Below are 17,722 nucleotides of genomic sequence, written 5' to 3'. Positions count from 1 at the left end.
GCTCTACCGTGGGTACTGGGAGTTGACGGCGGAGAATTTATGCCCGATCCAGCTGATGATGGAAGACGATTGTTTTCAGAAAAAATGATAACAAGGCTGAAATGATGCCCTTCTTCGGGCTTGACCTTAGAGCGTACTCCAGGCTTTAGGCTGCAGCCTCCGTGATTGAGAGGGCAGTGGATATGTGGAGTGAAACGCAGTATCGCAAGCTGGTCCGGGCCAGCGGTGTCTATGATCTGGTGGTTACCATCGGCTTTGCGACCCCCTGGAGTTTTGCCCTGTTGCATGGGTGGTTGAGCGGGCTGCATGACACGTTTGGGCTGGCGGGTGAAATTCCGCTGTTTGGAGCGATGCAGGTCATGATGGCCAACCTGATGGGGTCGATTGTGTGCGTGTGGGCGTGGTTGCGCATTCGCCACCCTGAGCATCGGTTTGGGCGTTACGATGCGGCGGGGAGGGTGCTGTTTTCGGCGTGGCAGGTGTATGCGCTGGTCAATGGCGCCTCAGCGCTGATCTGGGGTGTCCTGGTGCTGGAAGTGCTGTGGGCTATTGCCCAGTTGGCACCGGTCTCGCGAACGCAGGCTATTCCTGCTGCATAAATTGCAGGGGCCGCTTTGCGGCCCTTTCGCGACACAAGACCGCTCCCACAAAGACCGCGCTAGCGGGTCATGCGTTTGCGTGTTTCTTCATCGAGTGTGCGCCTCAAGATGGCCAGAAACGGTAAGGCATCGGTATAGCGACGGCCATATTCCAGGTTGAACGCGTAGTCGAAGCCAGGCGGGTTTTCGCCCTGGGTGTGCTGCAGGATGGTTTCGATCTTGTCCAGTGCCTTGACCACTTTGGCTTCTGGCGAGTCCGCCGCTTCATACTCGTCGAACAGGGCAACGATGTTGTCCTGCATCGAGGGTTCGAGCATCGAGGTCATGGAGATCAGGTCCTGCCGTTCACTCATGCTCTTGTTTGGCGTTGCCTGCGCTTGCGGTGCAGGAACATCACCACTCAACGCTTCCCCAAGGTCATGAACCAGGCACAGCTTGAGCACCTTGCAGATATCGACATCACCCAGTTCTTCCTCGAACACCAGCGCCAGCAACGCCAGCCGCCAACTGTGCTCGGCCGTGCTTTCCCGCCGGCCTGTCGACGTGTGGGCACTGCGTGTCACGCTCTTGAGCTTTTCGGCTTGGCGCAGGAATTCGAGTTTTCCATGAAGGTTGTGATTCGGCACGACGGGATACCTCTTGCTATTGCAGAGGTAAATCATCGGCTCGCCGCTTGCCTGCGTCCACGCATTAAATATGCGCCAGGGTTTCGACCAGCCTGGCAGTCGACCCATCCGACAGTGTGAATCGGGTCCAGCGGCACAGGCTGTGCTGGATGGGTACCAGTGCCGAGTCATTGGTGCCGGTGGAGAACTCCAGCGCCGGGGAGGCCAGGTTGTCGCGCCAGCCGATGCCTGCCAAGCGTTGCTCCTGGCTGGCGATTTCCTCTGTTGCGAATGGCCATAGCGAGACGCCCAGCAAGTCACTGACGGGCACGCTGAACTCAGCCTCGCGGGAAGATGAGCAGGCCAGCAGGCGGTGGGTGAGGTCGCACACCAGGTGCACAGGTTGCGAACTGCCCGACACAAGGCGCGCCAGTGCGTGGTCCGCGGCACTGCTGAGCCTGGCTTTGAGCAAGGCTTCGATACGCGCCCGCTGCTCGGGCTCGGCGTCCTGCAAGCCTGACTCCCAGCGAGAAATGGTCGACTGGCACACCCCGAACATCTGCGCGGCGTGCAGCTGTTTGACGCGGTTCAGCACGCGCCAGTGTTTTAGCATCGGGCCGATGGGGGTGTTGCGAAATGAAGGTGAGATGTTCATATCTGTCTACCATGCTTGCGCCAAGGTTCTACAGGCATATAGATGATATGGCGCGGTACTTCGAGCGTGTAGGCGGCCATTCTCAGCGCATCATGCCCAGCACGGCTCATCCATCAGCATTTTAGCCATCGCACTCAGGTGGTAGGCGGCCCGGATCATAATGGGGCTCTCGTCCATCAGCTCCGAAGTTTGCTCGCGGGCCTCTTCGCGGGCACGCCCGCTCCCACAGGTACTGTGCAAGTCTTGAAGTCTGTGGTGACCTTGTGGGAGCGGGCGTGCCCGCGAAAGGGCCGGCCCTGGCAACACATCACTGCCAGAGCAGCTCCCACAGGGACAGTGCATGGCTTGAAGCCGGCGCGGTCGGGGTGCTGGCTTGCCGGCGATGGGCTGCGCAGCAGCCCCAAAAAGCTAACTGGCCGCATCCACCTCCAAAAACGCCGCCTCCAGCAACTGCCGGGTATACGGATGCTGCGGCGCATGGAAGATCGCCTGCGCGTCCCCTTGCTCCACCACATGCCCATGCTTGATCACCATCAACTGGTGACTCAACGCCTTGACCACCGCCAGGTCATGGCTGATGAACAGGTACGTCAGGTTGTACTTCTGCTGCAGGTTGCGCAGCAGTTCCACCACCTGCCGCTGCACCGTGCGGTCCAGCGCCGACGTAGGCTCATCCAGCAGAATCAACGCCGGCTTCAACACCAACGCCCGGGCAATCGCAATGCGCTGGCGCTGCCCACCGGAAAATTCGTGCGGATAGCGATGCCGCGTGCGCGGGTCCAGCCCCACTTCCTCCAGGGCCGCAACAATCGCCGCTTCCTGTTCCTGCGCGTTGCCAATGCCGTGAATGCGCAACCCTTCACCGACGATATCCGCCACGCACATGCGCGGGCTCAGGCTGCCGAACGGGTCCTGGAACACTACCTGCATTTCCCGGCGCAAAGGGCGCACAGCCTTCTGGTTCAGCCCTTCCAGGTTCTGCCCATGGAAGCGAATGCCGCCCTGGCTTGAGATCAGCCTCAAGATCGCCAGGCCCAACGTCGACTTGCCCGACCCGGACTCGCCGACAATCCCCAGCGTCTGACCCTGCGGCAAGCTGAAGTTGACCCCGTCCACCGCCTTCACATGGTCGACAGTGCGCCGCAGCAGGCCCTTCTTGATCGGGAACCACACCTTGAGGTCATCCACCTCCAGCAACGGCGCGCCCACGGGGGTGTGCGCCGGCAGCCCGCTGGGCTCGGCATTGATCAGCATCTGTGTGTAGTGGTGCTGCGGTGCGCTGAACAGCCTGGCGCATTCGGCCTGCTCGACAATCTGCCCGTGTTGCATCACGCACACGCGGTGGGCGATGCGCCGCACCAGGTTCAGGTCATGGCTGATCAGCAGCAGGGCCATGCCCAGCCGCGCCTGCAGGTTCTTCAGCAGGTCGAGAATCTTCAACTGTACGGTCACGTCCAGCGCCGTGGTCGGCTCATCCGCAATCAGCAGTTCCGGCTCGTTGGCCAGGGCCATGGCGATCATCACTCGCTGGCGCTGCCCGCCGGACAGTTCGTGGGGCAGGGCCTTGAGGCGTTTGCGTGGCTCGGGAATGCCGACCATCTCCAGCAGCTCCAGGGTGCGCGCCGTGGCCTCTTTGCCGGTCAGGCCCTTGTGCAGCAGGAGGATTTCGTTGATCTGCTTCTCGATGCAGTGCAACGGGTTCAGCGAGGTCATTGGCTCCTGGAAGATCATCGCAATGCGGTTGCCGCGAATGCGCTGCATGGTCTTTTCGTTCTGCTGCAGCAGGTCCTTGCCTTCGTAGCGGATGCTGCCGCTGGGGTGGCGGGCCAGGGGGTAGGGCAGCAGGCGCAGGAGCGAGTGCGCGGTGACCGATTTGCCCGAGCCACTCTCGCCCACCAGGGCCAGTGTCTCACCCTTGCGGATGTCGAAGCTGATGCCGTTCACCACGCGGTGGGTCTGGTCACCGGTGACAAACTCCACCGCCAGGTCGCGCACTTCGATCAGGTTATGTTCACTCATGTCACTTCCTCGGGTCGAAGGCATCGCGGGCGGATTCGCCGATGAATACCAGCAGGCTCAGCATCAGCGCCAACACGGCGAAGGCGCTGATGCCCAGCCACGGGGCCTGCAGGTTGGACTTGCCCTGGGCTACCAGCTCGCCCAGCGACGGTGCGCCCGGCGGCAGGCCGAAACCGAGGAAGTCCAGGGCGGTGAGGGTGCCGATCGCGCCGGTGAGAATGAACGGCATGAAGGTCATGGTCGAGATCATGGCGTTGGGCAGGATGTGCCGGTACATGATCGCGCCGTTGCGCATCCCCAACGCGCGGGCGGCGCGCACGTATTCCAGGTTGCGCCCGCGCAGGAATTCGGCGCGCACCACATCCACCAGGCTCATCCACGAGAACAGCAGCATGATGCCCAGCAACCACCAGAAGTTGGGCTGCACGAAGCTGGCGAGGATGATCAGCAGGTACAGCACCGGCAGGCCCGACCAGACTTCCAGGAAGCGCTGCCCGGCCAGGTCGACCCAGCCGCCATAAAAACCCTGCAGAGCACCGGCGATCACGCCGACGATGGAGCTGAGCACGGTCAGTGTCAGGGCGAACAGCACCGAAATGCGGAAGCCGTAGATCACCCGCGCCAGCACGTCGCGGCCCTGATCGTCGGTGCCCAGCCAGTTGTCCGCCGATGGCGGGGCCGGTGCGGGTACGCGCAGGTCGTAGTTGATGCTCTGGTAACTGAACGGAATCGGTGCCCACAACACGAAGCTGTCTTTCTTCTCCAGCAGTTCGCGGATGTACGGGCTTTTGTAGTTGGCTTCCAGCGGGAATTCGCCGCCGAAGGTGGTTTCCGGGTAGCGTTTGAACGCCGGGAAGTACCATTCGCCGTCATAGCGCACGGCAATCGGCTTGTCGTTGGCGATCAGCTCGGCGCCCAGGCTCAGGCCGAACAGAACCAGGAACAGCCACAGTGACCACCAGCCACGGCGGTTGGCCTTGAAGCGCTCGAAGCGCCGGCGGTTAAGGGGGGACAAGGCCATGTCAGTGCTCCCGGCTGGCGAAGTCGATGCGTGGATCGACCAAGGTGTAGGTCAGGTCGCCGATCAGTTTCACCACCAGCCCCAGCAGGGTGAAGATGAACAGGGTACCGAAGACCACCGGGTAGTCGCGGTTGATGGCCGCCTCGAAACTCATCAGGCCAAGGCCGTCGAGGCTGAAGATCACCTCGATCAGCAAGGAGCCGGTGAAGAAGATGCCGATGAACGCCGAGGGGAAACCGGCAATCACCAGCAGCATGGCGTTGCGGAACACGTGGCCATACAGTACCCGTGACCGGCTCAGGCCCTTGGCCTTGGCAGTGACTACGTATTGCTTGTTGATTTCGTCGAGGAAGCTGTTCTTGGTCAGCAAGGTCATGGTGGCGAAGTTGCCGATCACCAGCGCGGTGATCGGCAACACCAGGTGCCAGAAGTAGTCCAGCACCTTGCCGGTGGTGCTCAGCTCGTCGAAGTTGTTGGAAGTGAGGCCACGCAGCGGGAACCAGTCGAAGTAGCTGCCGCCGGCGAACAGCACGATCAGCAGGATGGCGAACAGGAACGCCGGAATGGCGTAGCCGACGATGATCGCCGAACTGGTCCACACGTCGAAATGGCTGCCGTGGCGTACGGCCTTGGCGATGCCCAGCGGGATCGACACCAGGTACATGATCAGCGTGCTCCACAGACCCAGCGAGATCGACACTGGCATCTTTTCGATGATCAGGTCGATGACCTTGGCATCGCGGAAGAAGCTGTCGCCGAAGTCCAGCCGGGCGTAGTTCTTGATCATGATCCACAGGCGCTCGGGCGGCGACTTGTCGAAGCCGTACATGCGTTCGATCTCGGCGATCAGTGCCGGATCCAGGCCTTGGGCGCCACGGTAATTGGAGCCGGCCACGGACACTTCGGCGCCGCCGCCGGCAATGCGGCTGGTGGCGCCTTCGAAGCCTTCGAGCTTGGCGATCATCTGCTCGACCGGGCCACCGGGGGCGGCCTGGACGATGATGAAATTGATGATCAGGATGCCGAACAGGGTCGGGATGATCAGCAGCAGACGGCGCAGGATGTAGGCCAGCATGTCAGTTGGCCTCGTCCGCAGGGGTTTCGCTGACCGCTGGCGTCACGCCGGGCTTGATCCACCAGGTGTCGATGCCGATGTCGTATTTGGGCGATACCTTCGGGTGGCCGATGTGGTTCCAGTAGGCCACACGCCAGGTCTTGATGTGCCAGTTGGGGATCACGTAGTAGCCCCACAGCAGCACGCGGTCAAGGGCGCGGCAATGGTCGATCAGGCTCTGGCGCGAATCGGCGTTGATAAGCTGTTCTACCAGCTGGTCGATGGCCGGGTCGCGCAGGCCGATGAAGTTGCGGCTGCCTGGGTTGTCGGCGGCGGCACTGGACCAGAACTCGCGCTGCTCGTTACCTGGCGAGTTGGACTGCGGGTAGCCACCGACGATCATGTCGTAGTCGCGCGAGCGCAGGCGGGTGATGTATTGGGAAACGTCGACCCGGCGGATGTTCAGGTCTATGCCGAGGTCGGCGAGGTTGCGCTTGAACGGCAGCAGGATGCGTTCGAACTCGGTCTGTGCCAGCAGGAACTCGATGCTTACCGGCTTGCCCTGGGCGTCGACCATCTTGTCATCGACGATTTTCCAGCCGGCTTCCTGCAGCAGCTTGTAGGCCTGGCGCTGCTGTTCGCGGATCATGCCGCTGCCATCGCTGACCGGGTTGTGGAAGGCCTCGCTGAACACTTGCTCGGGCACTTTGCCGCGCAGCGGTTCGAGGATTTTCAGCTCGCTGGGGCTGGGCAGGCCGCGGGCGGCCATTTCCGAGTTTTCGAAGTAGCTGCCGGTACGGGTATAGGCGCCGTTGAACAGCTGCTTGTTGGTCCACTCATAGTCCAGCAGCAGGCTCAGCGCCTGGCGCACGCGGATATCCTGGAACACCGGGCGACGGATGTTGAAGATGAAGCCCTGCATGCCGGTGGGGTTGCCGTTGGGCAGCTCTTCCTTGATCAGCCGGCCGTCGCGCACGGCGGGCACGTTGTAGGCGGTGGCCCAGTTTTTTGCGCTGACTTCCAGGCCATAGTCGAAAGCCCCGGCCTTGAGGGCCTCGAGGGCAACGGTGGTGTCACGGTAGGAGTCGAACGTCATGACGTCGAAGTTGTAGAAGCCGCGGTTGATCGGCAGGTCCTTGGCCCAGTAGTCCTTGACCCGTTCGTAGCGCACCGAGCGCCCGGCCTTGACCTCGGCGACCTTGTACGGGCCGCTGCCCAGCGGAATTTCCAGGTTGCCGCGGTTGAAATCGCGGTTTTCGTACCAGTGCTTGGGCAGTACTGGCAACTGGCCGAGAATCAGCGGTAGCTCGCGGTTGTTCTTGTGCTTGAACTTGAACAGCACCTTCAGCGGGTCTTCGGCGACCACTTCGGTGACGTCGGCATAATACTGGCGGTACAGCGGCGCACCGTCCTTGATCAGGGCGTTGAAGGTGAATACTACGTCGTCGGCACGCATCGGGTGGCCGTCATGGAAGCGGGCTTCCGGGCGCAAGTAGAAGCGTACCCAGCTATTGTCGGGTGCTTTCTCGATCTTGCCGGCAACCAGGCCGTATTCGGTGAATGGCTCGTCCTGGCTCTGGCGCATCAGGGTGTCGTAGATGCTGCCGATGTTCTCGGCTGGCACGCCCTTGTTGATGAACGGGTTGAGGCTGTCGAAACCGCCGAAGCTGGATTGGCGGAACGTGCCGCCCTTGGGTGCGTCAGGGTTGACGTAGTCGAAGTGCTTGAAGTCGGCCGGGTACTTGGGCGGTTCGTCATACAGGGTGAGCGCGTGCTGCGGTGCGGCCAGGGCGGGAAGGCTCAGGCAGGCAAGCAACAGGCTGCCGGCCAGCCGGCGCAGTCGGTGCGTTGGCGTCATTGGGCTTTCTCCGAAGTCTTGATCCACCAGCTGTTCAGCCCGAGGGTGTAGGGCGGCGTGGTGACGAAGGCGAACCGGTTGCGGTAGGCCAGGCGATGGTTGTCGAGGTACCAGTTGGGGATCATGTAGTACTGCCATGAAAGCACGCGGTCCAGGGCGCGGGCGGCGGCGACCTGGTCATCGCGGGTACGTGCGGCGAGCAGGGTGTCGAGCAGATGGTCGACCACCGGGTCCTTGACCCCAGCATAGTTCTTGCTGCCCTTGGTTGTGGCCTGGCTGGAGTGGAAGTACAACCACTGTTCGAGGCCGGGGCTCAGGGTCTGGTTCAGGGTCATCAGAATCATGTCGAAATCGAACTGGTCCAGGCGTTGTTTGTACTGGGCGCGGTCGACGGTACGCAAGTGCGCATCGATGCCGATGCTGGCCAGATTTTCGACATAAGGTTGCAGGATGCGTTCAAGGTTGGGGTTTACCAGCAGCAACTCCATGCGCAACTGCTGGCCCTTGCTGTCGACCAGGCGCTGCCCGTTCAGCTTCCAGCCGGCCTCGGCGAGCAGGCCGAGGGCCTGGCGCAGGGTCTGACGGCTTATACCACGGCCATCGGTGTGGCTGACCGTGTAGGGCTCGCTGAACAGCCTAGCTGGCAACTGGTCGCGGAACGGCGCCAGCAGCAGCCACTCCTTGCCGGTGGGCAGGCCGGTGGCGGCGAATTCGCTGTTGGGGTAGTAGCTGGTCGAGCGGCGGTAGGCACCGCTGAACAGTGCGCGGTTGGTCCACTCGAAATCGAGCATCAGCCCCAGCGCCTGGCGTACCCGTGGGTCGCTGAAAGTGGCCCTGCGGCTGTTCATGAACAGGCCCTGGGTTTGCGTGGGGATGCGGTGCGGGATTTGCGCCTTGATTACCTCGCCCCGGCGCACGGCCGGGAAGTTGTAGCCGTTGGCCCAGTTCTTCGCCTGGTGCTCGATATAGATGTCGAACTCGCCGGCCTTGAACGCTTCGAAGGCGACCGTGGCGTCGCGGTAGAATTCGTACTCCACGCGGTTGAAGTTGTACTTGCCACGGTTCACCGCCAGGTCCTTGCCCCAGTAGTTCTTTACCCGTTCGAACACCAGCCGGCGCCCAGGCTGGACCTGGGTGATGCGGTAGGGGCCACTGCCTAGCGGGGGCTCGAAGGTGGTGGCCTTGAAGTCGCGCTTTTGCCAGTAGTGCTTGGGCAGCACCGGCATTTCGCCCAGGCGCAGGATCAGCAGCGGGTTACCCGCACGCTTGAACACGAAGCGGATGCGCAGCGGGCCGAGGATGTCCACCCGCTGCACTTCCTGCAGGTTGGTGCGGTAGATCGGATGGCCATCCTTGAGCAGCGTACGGTAAGAGAAGGCCACGTCTGCCGAGGTGATCGGCTTGCCGTCATGCCAGCGGGCTTCCGGGCGCAGGTTGAACACCACCCAGCTGCGGTCTTCGCTGTACTCCACCGAGCGGGCGATCAGGCCGTAGCTGGAGGTCGGTTCGTCGCCGGATGGGTCGTACTGGCCGGTGCCGACCATCAGCGGCTCGTTCAGCTCGCTGATGCCGTATTGCTGGAAATTGGGCGTGGTAATCGGGCTCGACCCCTTGAAGGTGTAGGGGTTGAGGGTGTCGAAGGTACCGAAAGCCATGGCCCGCAAGGTGCCGCCCTTGGGCGCTTGCGGGTTGACCCAGTCAAAATGGGTGAATGTGGCTGGGTACTTGAGCGTGCCGAACTGCGCGTATCCGTGGCTTTCGCTCACCATCGCGGCTGCGGGAAAGCTCAAGGCCAGGCTGAGAGACAGCAGGAGGGGACGTATCAAGTCGGCATCCGATCCAGAGGCGTTGGGCTTTGATCGGGGTACAGTAACAGCTTGGTGGGGTTGGAAAAAGAGAGGGGGCAGGGGTTTTCCAGTGGGTATGTTTTCAGGCCCATTCGCGGGCACGCCCGCTCCCACAGGTACAGCACCGGCCTTGATGGCTGTGAAAAACCTGTGGGAGCGGGCGTGCCCGCGAATGAGCTGCAAAGCAGCCCCTGTAACTACTTCAATGCGACAGGTAGACGGTCAGGGTCTGGCCTGGCTTGAGGGCATGGCCGCTGCGCGGGTTCCAACGCTTGAGGTGCTTCATTTCGACGTTGAAGCGCTTGGCCACCAGATACAGCGAATCGCCTTTGCGTACCTTGTACTGGGTGGAGCGCTGGCCGGAGGCGGCTACCCGATTGCCGGCAGCGCTCGGCGCGCTACCACCGCGCAGTGCCAGCACCTGGCCAGCGCGCACGCTGTTGCCGGAGAGGCGGTTCCAGCGCTTGATGTCCTTGACCGAAACGCGGTTGGCCTTGGCGATTGCGCCCAGATTGTCGCCGCGCTTGACCCGGTAGCTGCGCGCCGCCACCGGCGCCTTGGCTTCGGCCACGGCACGGGCGAATACGGCCTTGTTCGGCTGCAGGCTGACCAGTTGCTCGGGTTTGAGGTTGGACAGGCTGTCGCTCAGCAGTTGCGCCTTGGCGGTGGGTACCAGCAACTGCTGCGGGCCATCCACGGTCATGCGTTTCTTGAATGCCGGGTTGAGCTGGATCAGCTCGTCTTCGTCGATGTTGGCGAAGGCCGCTACCCGCGACAGGTCGAGGCGGTCGTTGATGGCCACCGCCTCGAAGTAGGGTTCGTTGGCAATCGGGTTCAGGTTAACGCCATAGGCTTCCGGCGTCAGTACCACCTGTGACAGGGCCAGCAGCTTGGGCACGTAGTCGCGGGTTTCCTGGGGCAGCGGCAGGTTCCAGTAGTCGGTGGGCAGGCCGAGCCTTTCGTTGCGTTCGATGGCGCGGCTGACCGTGCCTTCGCCGGCGTTGTAGGCAGCCAGGGCCAGCAGCCAGTCGCCATTGAACATGTCGTGCAGGCGGCTGAGGTAGTCCAGCGCGGCGTTGGTCGAGGCGGTCACGTCGCGACGGCCATCGTAGAAGTTGGTCTGGCGCAGGTTGAAGTGGCGGCCGGTGGACGGGATGAACTGCCACATGCCTGCGGCGTGGGCGCGCGAGTAGGCCATCGGGTTGTAGGCGCTTTCGATGGCTGGCAGCAGGGCCAGTTCCAGCGGCATGTCGCGCTCTTCAAGACGCTCGACGATGTAGTGCAGGTAGAGGCTGCCACGTTCGCCGGCGCTTTCGATGTAGCTCGGGTTGCTGGCGAACCACAGGCGCTGTTGTTCGATGCGCGGGTTGACATCGATGTTGTCTTGCAGGGCAAAGCCCTGGCGCATGCGTTCCCACACGTCCTGTGGCGCCTGCTCGGCCGGCTTGACCAGCAGCGGTGAAGGCTTGTGCTTGAACCGTGCCTGGTAGTTGTGCGCGCGAACGCTTTCGGATTCGTCGAGCTGACGGGTGCTCTGGCAGCCCACCAGGGTGGCGGCCAGGGCCAGCGCACTGATTTGGGCCAGGCGCGTCAGGGCGACGGAATGAGAGGTTCTGCGGCTACGGGAAGACATCGGCTGACACAGGTTTCCGGACGAAAAATTTCGGCGATTCTAGAAACCGCTCCGGGCCTGGTCAACCGTTGGCCACGCTTTGCGATATATCTTGAGGTTATCAGAAGGTGTCCTTCCAAGACCTCAAGGCAGCAAAAACAGCTACATGCGTAGGGTTTGAATGTCCCTTCCATTCGTCTGCTTTTTGTTTAACTAATGTTTCAGAGGTGCGCAGGAAGGGGTTGGTCAGGCGTTCCAGGCCGATCGTTGATGGCAATGTGATGCGATTTTCTGCACGCAAACGGCTAACGTCCTCAAACCGCCGTTGAACGTGCGGATTTTCAGGTTCCACCGCCTTGGCGAAACGCAGGTTGCTCAGGGTGTATTCGTGGGCGCAGTACACCTCGGTCTGCTCAGGCAGGGATGCCAGGCGGGCGAGGGCAGGCTGCATCTGTTCGGGGGTGCCTTCGAACATGCGTCCGCATCCGGCGGCGAACAGCGTGTCGCCACTGAACAGCACAGGCGTTGCCGGCTGCTCGCTGAAAAAGGCGATGTGCCCCAAGGTATGCCCGGGCACGGCCAGCACCTGGAACGTCACGCCCAGCGCGGTCACCTGGTCGCCCTCGTCCAGCGCCAGATCACGGCAGGGAATGCGTTCGTGGGCCGGCCCGCAGACCCGCGCGCCGGTCAGTTGCTTGAGCCGTTCCACGCCGCCGACGTGGTCGTTGTGGTGGTGGGTGACGAGGATGTCGCTCAGTACCCAGCCGGGGTTGGCGGACAGCCAGCGTTCCACTGGGCCGGCGTCACCTGGGTCGACCACCGCGCAGCGGAGTTTGGCAGTATCCTGTAACAACCAGATGTAGTTGTCGGAGAAAGCGGGGAGAGCATCGATCTGTATCATGGTGCGGATCCGATTCGCCTAGCGTGGCACATGAGGGCATCTTAGCCGCGATGGCGCGGTGCGAGAACCTTCGAGGGAGAGCGCAATGACCGACCAAGCCTTTGCCCAGGCCGACCCGGACTGGGTCAAGCTGATCAGCCTGGCCCGTGAGTGGTTCAATGGCCCACTTGGCCAACTGATGCTCAAGGAGGAGGAAAAACTGCTGAAAGAAGAGCTCGGGCGCTTCTTCGGTGGGTACCTTGTGCACTACGGGCCCTGTGCAGAGCCGCCGCCCAGCGCGCCGCAGGTGCAGCGTAACGTGCGCCTCGGCGCGCCGTTGCCGGGGGTGGAAATAGTCTGCGAAGAGCAGGCCTGGCCGCTGAGCGAACACGCCGCCGACGTGGTGGTGCTGCAGCATGGCCTGGATTTCAGCCTGTCGCCCCACGGTTTGCTGCGCGAGGCGGCCAGCGCGGTGCGCCCAGGCGGGCACCTGCTGATTGTCGGGATCAACCCCTGGAGCAGTTGGGGCATGCGCCATTTCTTCAGCCACGGCGCCTTGCGCAAGGCCCGTTGCATCTCGCCGTCGCGGGTGGGCGACTGGCTCAACCTGCTGGGCTTCGCGCTGGAGAAACGCCGCTTCGGGTGCTATCGTCCGCCGCTTGCCTCACCGGCCTGGCAGCAGCGCCTGGCGGGCTGGGAACGGGTGGCCGGCGGCTGGCAGGGCTCCGGTGGTGGTGTGTACCTGCTGGTAGCGCGCAAGATGGTGGTGGGCCTGCGGCCGTTGCGCCCTGAGCGTCGCGAGCCGATGGGCAAACTGCTGCCGCTGCCACTGGCCAAGGTCAATCGCACGGCGGCCAACCCGGATACCGAAAAGCACTGAACATGAAGGGTACATGAGCGAAAGCGTCGAGATGTTTACCGATGGTGCCTGCAAGGGCAACCCCGGCCCTGGCGGCTGGGGGGTCCTTATGATCTACAAGGGCGTCGAGAAGGAACTGTGGGGCGGCGAACGCGAAACCACCAACAACCGCATGGAGCTGATGGCCGCGATCCAGGGCTTGATGGCCCTCAAGCGCGAATGCGAAGTGGTGCTGACCACCGACTCGCAGTACGTGATGAAGGGCATCAACGAATGGATGACCAACTGGAAGAAGCGCGGCTGGAAAACCGCGGCCAAGGAGCCAGTGAAGAACGCCGACCTGTGGCAGCAGCTGGATGAACAGGTCAACCGCCACAAGGTGACCTGGAAGTGGGTGCGCGGACACATCGGCCACCCCGGCAACGAACGCGCCGACCAGCTGGCCAATCGTGGGGTCGATGAGGTGCGCGCCAAGCGTTGAGCTGGGGTACAATTCCGGCCTTTGTAACTGATGCAAGTTGGAGCGCCCCGCGTGGAGCAGCAGCAAGATAAACGGTTCGTCATTCTCGATACCGAAACCACGGGTATGCCGGTCAGCGAAGGCCACCGGATCATCGAGATCGGCTGTGTCGAGGTCATCGGCCGGCGCCTGACCGGGCGGCACTTCCACGTCTACCTGCAGCCAGACCGCGAGAGTGACGAGGGCGCCATCAACGTCCACGGTATCACCGATGCCTTCCTGGTCGGCAAGCCGCGCTTTGCTGATGTCGCCGAGGAGTTCTTCGAGTTTATCCAGGGCGCCACGCTGGTCATCCACAACGCGGCGTTCGACGTTGGCTTCATCAACAACGAATTTGCCTTGCTCGGCCAGCAGGACCGCGCGGACATTTCGCAGCACTGCACCATCCTTGACACCCTGCTGCTGGCGCGCTCGCGCCACCCGGGGCAGCGCAACAGCCTGGATGCGCTGTGCAAACGCTACGACATCGACAACTCGGGCCGTGAACTGCACGGCGCATTGCTCGACTCGGAACTGCTGGCTGACGTCTATCTGGCGATGACCGGTGGCCAGACCAGCCTGTCGCTGGCCGGGTATGGGGCCGAAGCCGGGGATGAAGGAGCGGGTGCTGGTGGTAGCGAGATTCGCCGTATTACCGGGCGTGTGCCCGGGCGGGTGATCTTGGCCAGTGCCGAGGAGCTGGAGGCGCATGCCGAGCGCCTGGCGGCGATTGCCAAGTCGGCGGGCGGGCCATCCATGTGGCAGGCTCTGACCGAGGCACCTGCTGGCTGATCTTTGGCCTGCTCCGGCCCTTTCGCGGGTGAACCCGCTCCCACAGGAAATCGACTGGCCTGAATGCAATGTGGTGCCTGTGGGAGCGGGTTCACCCGCGAAGAGGCCAGCACAGGCAATACAAGGCTCAACTACCCTGAAATGGACACCTGTCCTTCGGAGGTAGCCACCTGATGTACAAGGACCTCAAGTTCCCCATCCTCATTGTCCACCGCGCCATCAAGGCCGACAGCGTCGCTGGCGAGCGCGTGCGGGGTATCGCCGAGGAACTGCGTCAGGACGGTTTTGCCATCCTTGCCGCCGCCGACCATGCCGAGGCTTGTCTGGTTGCCGCCACCCATCACGGCCTGGCCTGCATGCTGATTGCCGCCGAGGGCGTCGGCGAGAATACCCACTTGCTGCAGAGCATGGCCGAGCTGATCCGCCTGGCCCGCCTGCGCGCGCCCAACCTGCCGATTTTCGCCTTGGGCGAACAGGTGACCCTGGAAAACGCCCCCGCCGAAGCCATGAGCGAGCTCAACCAGCTGCGCGGCATCCTCTATCTGTTCGAAGACACCGTGCCGTTTCTTGCGCGCCAGGTGGCGCGTGCCGCACACACCTACCTTGATGGCCTGCTGCCGCCGTTCTTCAAGGCCCTGGTACAGCACACCGCGCAGTCCAATTATTCCTGGCACACCCCGGGCCACGGCGGCGGCGTCGCCTACCGCAAAAGCCCGGTGGGCCAGGCCTTTCACCAGTTCTTCGGGGAAAATACCCTGCGCTCGGACTTGTCCGTTTCCGTGCCGGAGCTGGGCTCGCTGCTCGATCACACCGGCCCCTTGGCCGAAGCCGAGGCCAGGGCCGCACGCAACTTTGGCGCCGACCACACCTTCTTCGTCATCAATGGCACCTCCACGGCCAACAAGATCGTCTGGCACGCCATGGTTGGCCGCGACGACCTGGTGCTGGTGGACCGCAACTGCCACAAGTCGGTGGTGCATGCAATCATCATGACCGGTGCCATTCCGCTGTACCTGTGCCCCGAGCGCAACGAGCTGGGGATCATCGGCCCGATCCCGCTCAGCGAGTTCAGCCCCGAGGCGATCCAGGCGAAGATCCAGGCCAACCCGCTAGCCCGTGATCGCGGGCAGCGTATCAAGCTGGCGGTGGTGACCAACTCCACCTACGACGGCCTGTGCTACCACGCCGGGTTGATCAAGCAGACCCTGGGTGCCAGTGTCGAGGTGCTGCATTTCGACGAGGCCTGGTTCGCCTATGCGGCGTTCCACGAGTTCTTCACCGGGCGCCATGCCATGGGTACGGCCTGCGCGGCAGACAGCCCATTGGTGTTCAGCACCCATTCCACGCACAAGCTGCTGGCCGCGTTCAGCCAGGCCTCGATGATTCATGTACAGGACGGCGCCAGGCGGCAGCTGGACCGTGACCGCTTCAACGAAGCATTCATGATGCACATTTCGACTTCGCCGCAGTACAGCATCCTCGCTTCGCTGGACGTGGCCTCGACCATGATGGAAGGGCCGGCCGGGCGCTCGCTGCTGCAGGAAATGTTCGATGAGGCGCTGAGCTTTCGCCGCGCCCTGGCCAACCTGCGCGAGCATATTGCCGCCGACGACTGGTGGTTCAGCATCTGGCAGCCGCCGAGTGCCGAAGGCATCCACCGCCTGGCCGCACAGGACTGGCTGCTGCAGCCGGGGGCGGAGTGGCATGGCTTTGGCGAGGTGGCAGACGACTATGTGCTGCTCGATCCACTGAAAGTGACCCTGGTAATGCCTGGGCTGAGCGCGGGCGGTGCACTGGGCGAACATGGCATTCCGGCGGCAGTGGTCAGCAAGTTCCTCTGGGAGCGGGGGCTTGTGGTGGAGAAAACCGGCCTGTACAGCTTCCTGGTGCTGTTCTCCATGGGCATCACGAAAGGCAAGTGGAGCACTTTGCTCACTGAATTGCTGGAGTTCAAGCGCCACTATGATGGCAATACCGCGCTGGGCAACTGCCTGCCGAGCGTGGTGGCTGCCGATGCCTCACGCTACCAGGGCATGGGCCTACGCGACTTGTGCGACCAGTTGCATGGCTGCTACCGCGCCAATGCCACGGCCAAGCAACTGAAGCGGCTGTTCACGCGCTTGCCGGAGGTGGCCGTGAGCCCGGCCCAGGCTTATGACCAGATGGTACGTGGGGAGGTGGAGGCGGTGCCGATCGAGGCACTGTCGGGGCGGGTGGCGGCGGTGATGCTGGTGCCATACCCGCCGGGTATTCCATTGATCATGCCGGGGGAGCGGTTCACCGAGGCGACCCGCTCGATTCTCGATTACCTGGCGTTTGCCCGGGCATTCAACCAGGGCTTCCCGGGTTTTGTCGCCGACGTGCACGGCCTGCAGAACGAAAGCGGCCGCTACACGGTGGATTGCATCAAGGAATGCGAATGATCTCGACGCCGCTGCGCGCCAGTTCGAAGCGGTTTTCACCCAGGTGGTTGACTTTGTCGCCGATGGCCAGGCGATAGGTAGTGATGGGGGCGCCCAGCGTGCTGCCGTCGGTTTGCAGGGTCGACTCCTGGAACTCGTGCACGGGGTAGATGCGGCCTTCGGCGTCACGGGCGTGGAATTGGCCGACCATTACTGCTGCCATTTGGGTGGAAACCTCTGAATTACGTGAGAAATGTCTGCAGGCATAGACCGTGGAACAGCGTCGGAAGTTTTCGCCCTGCGGAAAAAAAACCAAAGCGCCGAGGAACGGTCATCTATAACTACAACGTCCCTTTTACCCAGCAGAGGTTGGAAATTGCCATGAGCCAGGTGTATTCGGTAGCGGTGGTCGTCGGTAGCTTGCGCAAGGACTCCTACAACCGCAAGATCGCCCGCGCACTCTCGGAGCTGGCGCCGTCCAGCCTTGCCCTGAAAATCGTCGAGATTGGCGATTTGCCGTTGTACAACGAGGATATCGAGGCCGAAGCGCCGGACGCGTGGAAGCGTTTTCGCGACGAGATCCGCCGTAGTGATGCGGTGCTGTTCGTTACCCCGGAATACAACCGCTCGGTGCCTGGCGGCCTGAAGAATGCCATCGATGTGGGTTCGCGGCCCTATGGGCAAAGTGCCTGGAGTGGCAAGCCGACGGCGGTGGTCAGCGTTTCGCCGGGGGCTATTGGTGGCTTCGGCGCCAACCATGCCGTGCGCCAGTCGCTGGTGTTTCTGGACATGCCGTGCATGCAGATGCCCGAGGCCTACATTGGCGGCGCGGCGAGCCTGTTCGAGGAATCGGGCAAGCTCAATGACAAGACCCGGCCGTTCTTGCAGGCGTTTGTCGACAAGTTCGCTTCCTGGGTGAAGTTGAACCGGGCGGTTTGACCTGAGCAATCATCGCTGAGCGCACGATCCCTGTAGGAGCGGGCTTGTGTCGCGAAAGGGCTGCGCAGCAGCCCCGGCAAT

Annotated in this window: 16 protein-coding genes; 6 read left to right on the top strand and 10 right to left on the bottom strand. The window is 62.7% G+C overall.

Annotated elements, in window-relative coordinates; translation table 11 throughout:
• Positions 1-182: 182 nt before the first annotated feature.
• A complete protein-coding gene (locus CAF70_RS14250; RefSeq protein ID WP_085625374.1) occupies positions 183-599 on the top strand; it encodes a hypothetical protein in 417 nt (138 codons plus the stop codon).
• A gap of 59 nt (positions 600-658) precedes the next feature.
• On the opposite strand, the gene CAF70_RS14245 is transcribed toward CAF70_RS14250, so the two are convergent.
• The 9 genes from CAF70_RS14245 to gloB form a co-directional block, all read right to left on the bottom strand.
• The gene (locus tag CAF70_RS14245; RefSeq protein ID WP_256573292.1) at positions 659-1,225 is read right to left on the bottom strand and encodes an HD family hydrolase; all 567 of its coding nucleotides are present in this window, start codon (positions 1,223-1,225) and stop codon (positions 659-661) included.
• A gap of 64 nt (positions 1,226-1,289) precedes the next feature.
• Positions 1,290-1,859, bottom strand: coding sequence for a helix-turn-helix transcriptional regulator (locus CAF70_RS14240; RefSeq protein ID WP_085625372.1), 570 nt, complete (start codon positions 1,857-1,859; stop codon positions 1,290-1,292).
• A 408-nt stretch (positions 1,860-2,267) separates the two neighbouring features.
• Positions 2,268-3,878 carry an ABC transporter ATP-binding protein gene (locus CAF70_RS14230; RefSeq protein ID WP_085625370.1) on the bottom strand — a complete coding sequence of 537 codons (1,611 nt, stop codon included), beginning with the start codon at positions 3,876-3,878 and terminating at the stop codon, positions 2,268-2,270.
• Between the two features lies 1 nt (position 3,879).
• The gene (locus tag CAF70_RS14225; protein ID WP_085625369.1) at positions 3,880-4,899 is read right to left on the bottom strand and encodes an ABC transporter permease; all 1,020 of its coding nucleotides are present in this window, start codon (positions 4,897-4,899) and stop codon (positions 3,880-3,882) included.
• A gap of 1 nt (position 4,900) precedes the next feature.
• Positions 4,901-5,974 carry a microcin C ABC transporter permease YejB gene (locus CAF70_RS14220; protein ID WP_085625368.1) on the bottom strand — a complete coding sequence of 358 codons (1,074 nt, stop codon included), beginning with the start codon at positions 5,972-5,974 and terminating at the stop codon, positions 4,901-4,903.
• Position 5,975: 1 nt separating this feature from the next.
• Positions 5,976-7,811: an extracellular solute-binding protein gene (locus CAF70_RS14215; protein ID WP_085625367.1), complete on the bottom strand. Its 1,836-nt coding sequence runs from the start codon at positions 7,809-7,811 to the stop codon at positions 5,976-5,978.
• A complete protein-coding gene (locus CAF70_RS14210; RefSeq protein WP_218191424.1) occupies positions 7,808-9,637 on the bottom strand; it encodes an extracellular solute-binding protein in 1,830 nt (609 codons plus the stop codon). Before CAF70_RS14210 ends, CAF70_RS14215 begins: the two co-directional genes overlap by 4 nt.
• Positions 9,638-9,860: 223 nt before the next feature.
• Entirely contained in the window at positions 9,861-11,291 is a 1,431-nt protein-coding gene (locus CAF70_RS14200; RefSeq protein ID WP_085625364.1) for a lytic transglycosylase domain-containing protein, read from the bottom strand.
• Between the two features lie 100 nt (positions 11,292-11,391).
• Positions 11,392-12,171, bottom strand: coding sequence for a hydroxyacylglutathione hydrolase (gene gloB / locus CAF70_RS14195; protein ID WP_085625363.1), 780 nt, complete (start codon positions 12,169-12,171; stop codon positions 11,392-11,394).
• A gap of 85 nt (positions 12,172-12,256) precedes the next feature.
• On the opposite strand from gloB, the gene CAF70_RS14190 reads away from it, so the two are divergent.
• From CAF70_RS14190 to CAF70_RS14175, 4 genes are all read left to right on the top strand, one after another.
• A complete protein-coding gene (locus tag CAF70_RS14190; protein ID WP_085625362.1) occupies positions 12,257-13,030 on the top strand; it encodes a class I SAM-dependent methyltransferase in 774 nt (257 codons plus the stop codon).
• 13 nt (positions 13,031-13,043) lie between these two features.
• The gene (rnhA, locus tag CAF70_RS14185; protein ID WP_003261021.1) at positions 13,044-13,490 is read left to right on the top strand and encodes a ribonuclease HI; all 447 of its coding nucleotides are present in this window, start codon (positions 13,044-13,046) and stop codon (positions 13,488-13,490) included.
• 51 nt (positions 13,491-13,541) lie between these two features.
• Positions 13,542-14,300 (top strand): DNA polymerase III subunit epsilon, encoded by a 759-nt coding sequence (gene dnaQ, locus CAF70_RS14180; protein ID WP_085625361.1) that lies wholly within the window; start codon positions 13,542-13,544, stop codon positions 14,298-14,300.
• A 173-nt stretch (positions 14,301-14,473) separates the two neighbouring features.
• Positions 14,474-16,723: an Orn/Lys/Arg decarboxylase N-terminal domain-containing protein gene (locus CAF70_RS14175; protein WP_085625360.1), complete on the top strand. Its 2,250-nt coding sequence runs from the start codon at positions 14,474-14,476 to the stop codon at positions 16,721-16,723.
• On the opposite strand, the gene CAF70_RS14170 is transcribed toward CAF70_RS14175, so the two are convergent.
• A complete protein-coding gene (locus tag CAF70_RS14170) occupies positions 16,707-16,925 on the bottom strand; it encodes a hypothetical protein (protein WP_003261019.1) in 219 nt (72 codons plus the stop codon). The two genes, CAF70_RS14175 and CAF70_RS14170, sit on opposite strands and share 17 nt — an antisense overlap.
• A gap of 158 nt (positions 16,926-17,083) precedes the next feature.
• On the opposite strand from CAF70_RS14170, the gene chrR reads away from it, so the two are divergent.
• Entirely contained in the window at positions 17,084-17,641 is a 558-nt protein-coding gene (gene chrR / locus CAF70_RS14165; RefSeq protein ID WP_085625359.1) for a class I chromate reductase ChrR, read from the top strand.
• Positions 17,642-17,722 lie beyond the last annotated feature (81 nt).

The sequence above is a fragment of the Pseudomonas sp. B19(2017) genome (genome assembly GCF_002113165.1).
Classification (GTDB): Bacteria; Pseudomonadota; Gammaproteobacteria; order Pseudomonadales; family Pseudomonadaceae; genus Aquipseudomonas.
Note: the sequence above shows the minus strand (reverse complement) of the source record. Positions and strands in the feature narration are given on the sequence as shown.

What these genes read in the sequence shown, in the direction of transcription:
- CAF70_RS14250 (WP_085625374.1), top strand. Translation starts at nt 183, where the DNA reads ATGTGGAGTGAAACGCAGTATCGCAAGCTGGTCCGGGCCAGCGGTGTC.
- CAF70_RS14240 (WP_085625372.1), bottom strand. Translation starts at nt 1,859, where the DNA reads ATGAACATCTCACCTTCATTTCGCAACACCCCCATCGGCCCGATGCTA.
- CAF70_RS14230 (WP_085625370.1), bottom strand. Translation starts at nt 3,878, where the DNA reads ATGAGTGAACATAACCTGATCGAAGTGCGCGACCTGGCGGTGGAGTTT.
- CAF70_RS14225 (WP_085625369.1), bottom strand. Translation starts at nt 4,899, where the DNA reads ATGGCCTTGTCCCCCCTTAACCGCCGGCGCTTCGAGCGCTTCAAGGCC.
- CAF70_RS14220 (WP_085625368.1), bottom strand. Translation starts at nt 5,974, where the DNA reads ATGCTGGCCTACATCCTGCGCCGTCTGCTGCTGATCATCCCGACCCTG.
- CAF70_RS14215 (WP_085625367.1), bottom strand. Translation starts at nt 7,811, where the DNA reads ATGACGCCAACGCACCGACTGCGCCGGCTGGCCGGCAGCCTGTTGCTT.
- CAF70_RS14200 (WP_085625364.1), bottom strand. Translation starts at nt 11,291, where the DNA reads ATGTCTTCCCGTAGCCGCAGAACCTCTCATTCCGTCGCCCTGACGCGC.
- gloB (WP_085625363.1), bottom strand. Translation starts at nt 12,171, where the DNA reads ATGATACAGATCGATGCTCTCCCCGCTTTCTCCGACAACTACATCTGG.
- CAF70_RS14190 (WP_085625362.1), top strand. Translation starts at nt 12,257, where the DNA reads ATGACCGACCAAGCCTTTGCCCAGGCCGACCCGGACTGGGTCAAGCTG.
- rnhA (WP_003261021.1), top strand. Translation starts at nt 13,044, where the DNA reads ATGAGCGAAAGCGTCGAGATGTTTACCGATGGTGCCTGCAAGGGCAAC.
- CAF70_RS14175 (WP_085625360.1), top strand. Translation starts at nt 14,474, where the DNA reads ATGTACAAGGACCTCAAGTTCCCCATCCTCATTGTCCACCGCGCCATC.
- CAF70_RS14170 (WP_003261019.1), bottom strand. Translation starts at nt 16,925, where the DNA reads ATGGCAGCAGTAATGGTCGGCCAATTCCACGCCCGTGACGCCGAAGGC.
- chrR (WP_085625359.1), top strand. Translation starts at nt 17,084, where the DNA reads ATGAGCCAGGTGTATTCGGTAGCGGTGGTCGTCGGTAGCTTGCGCAAG.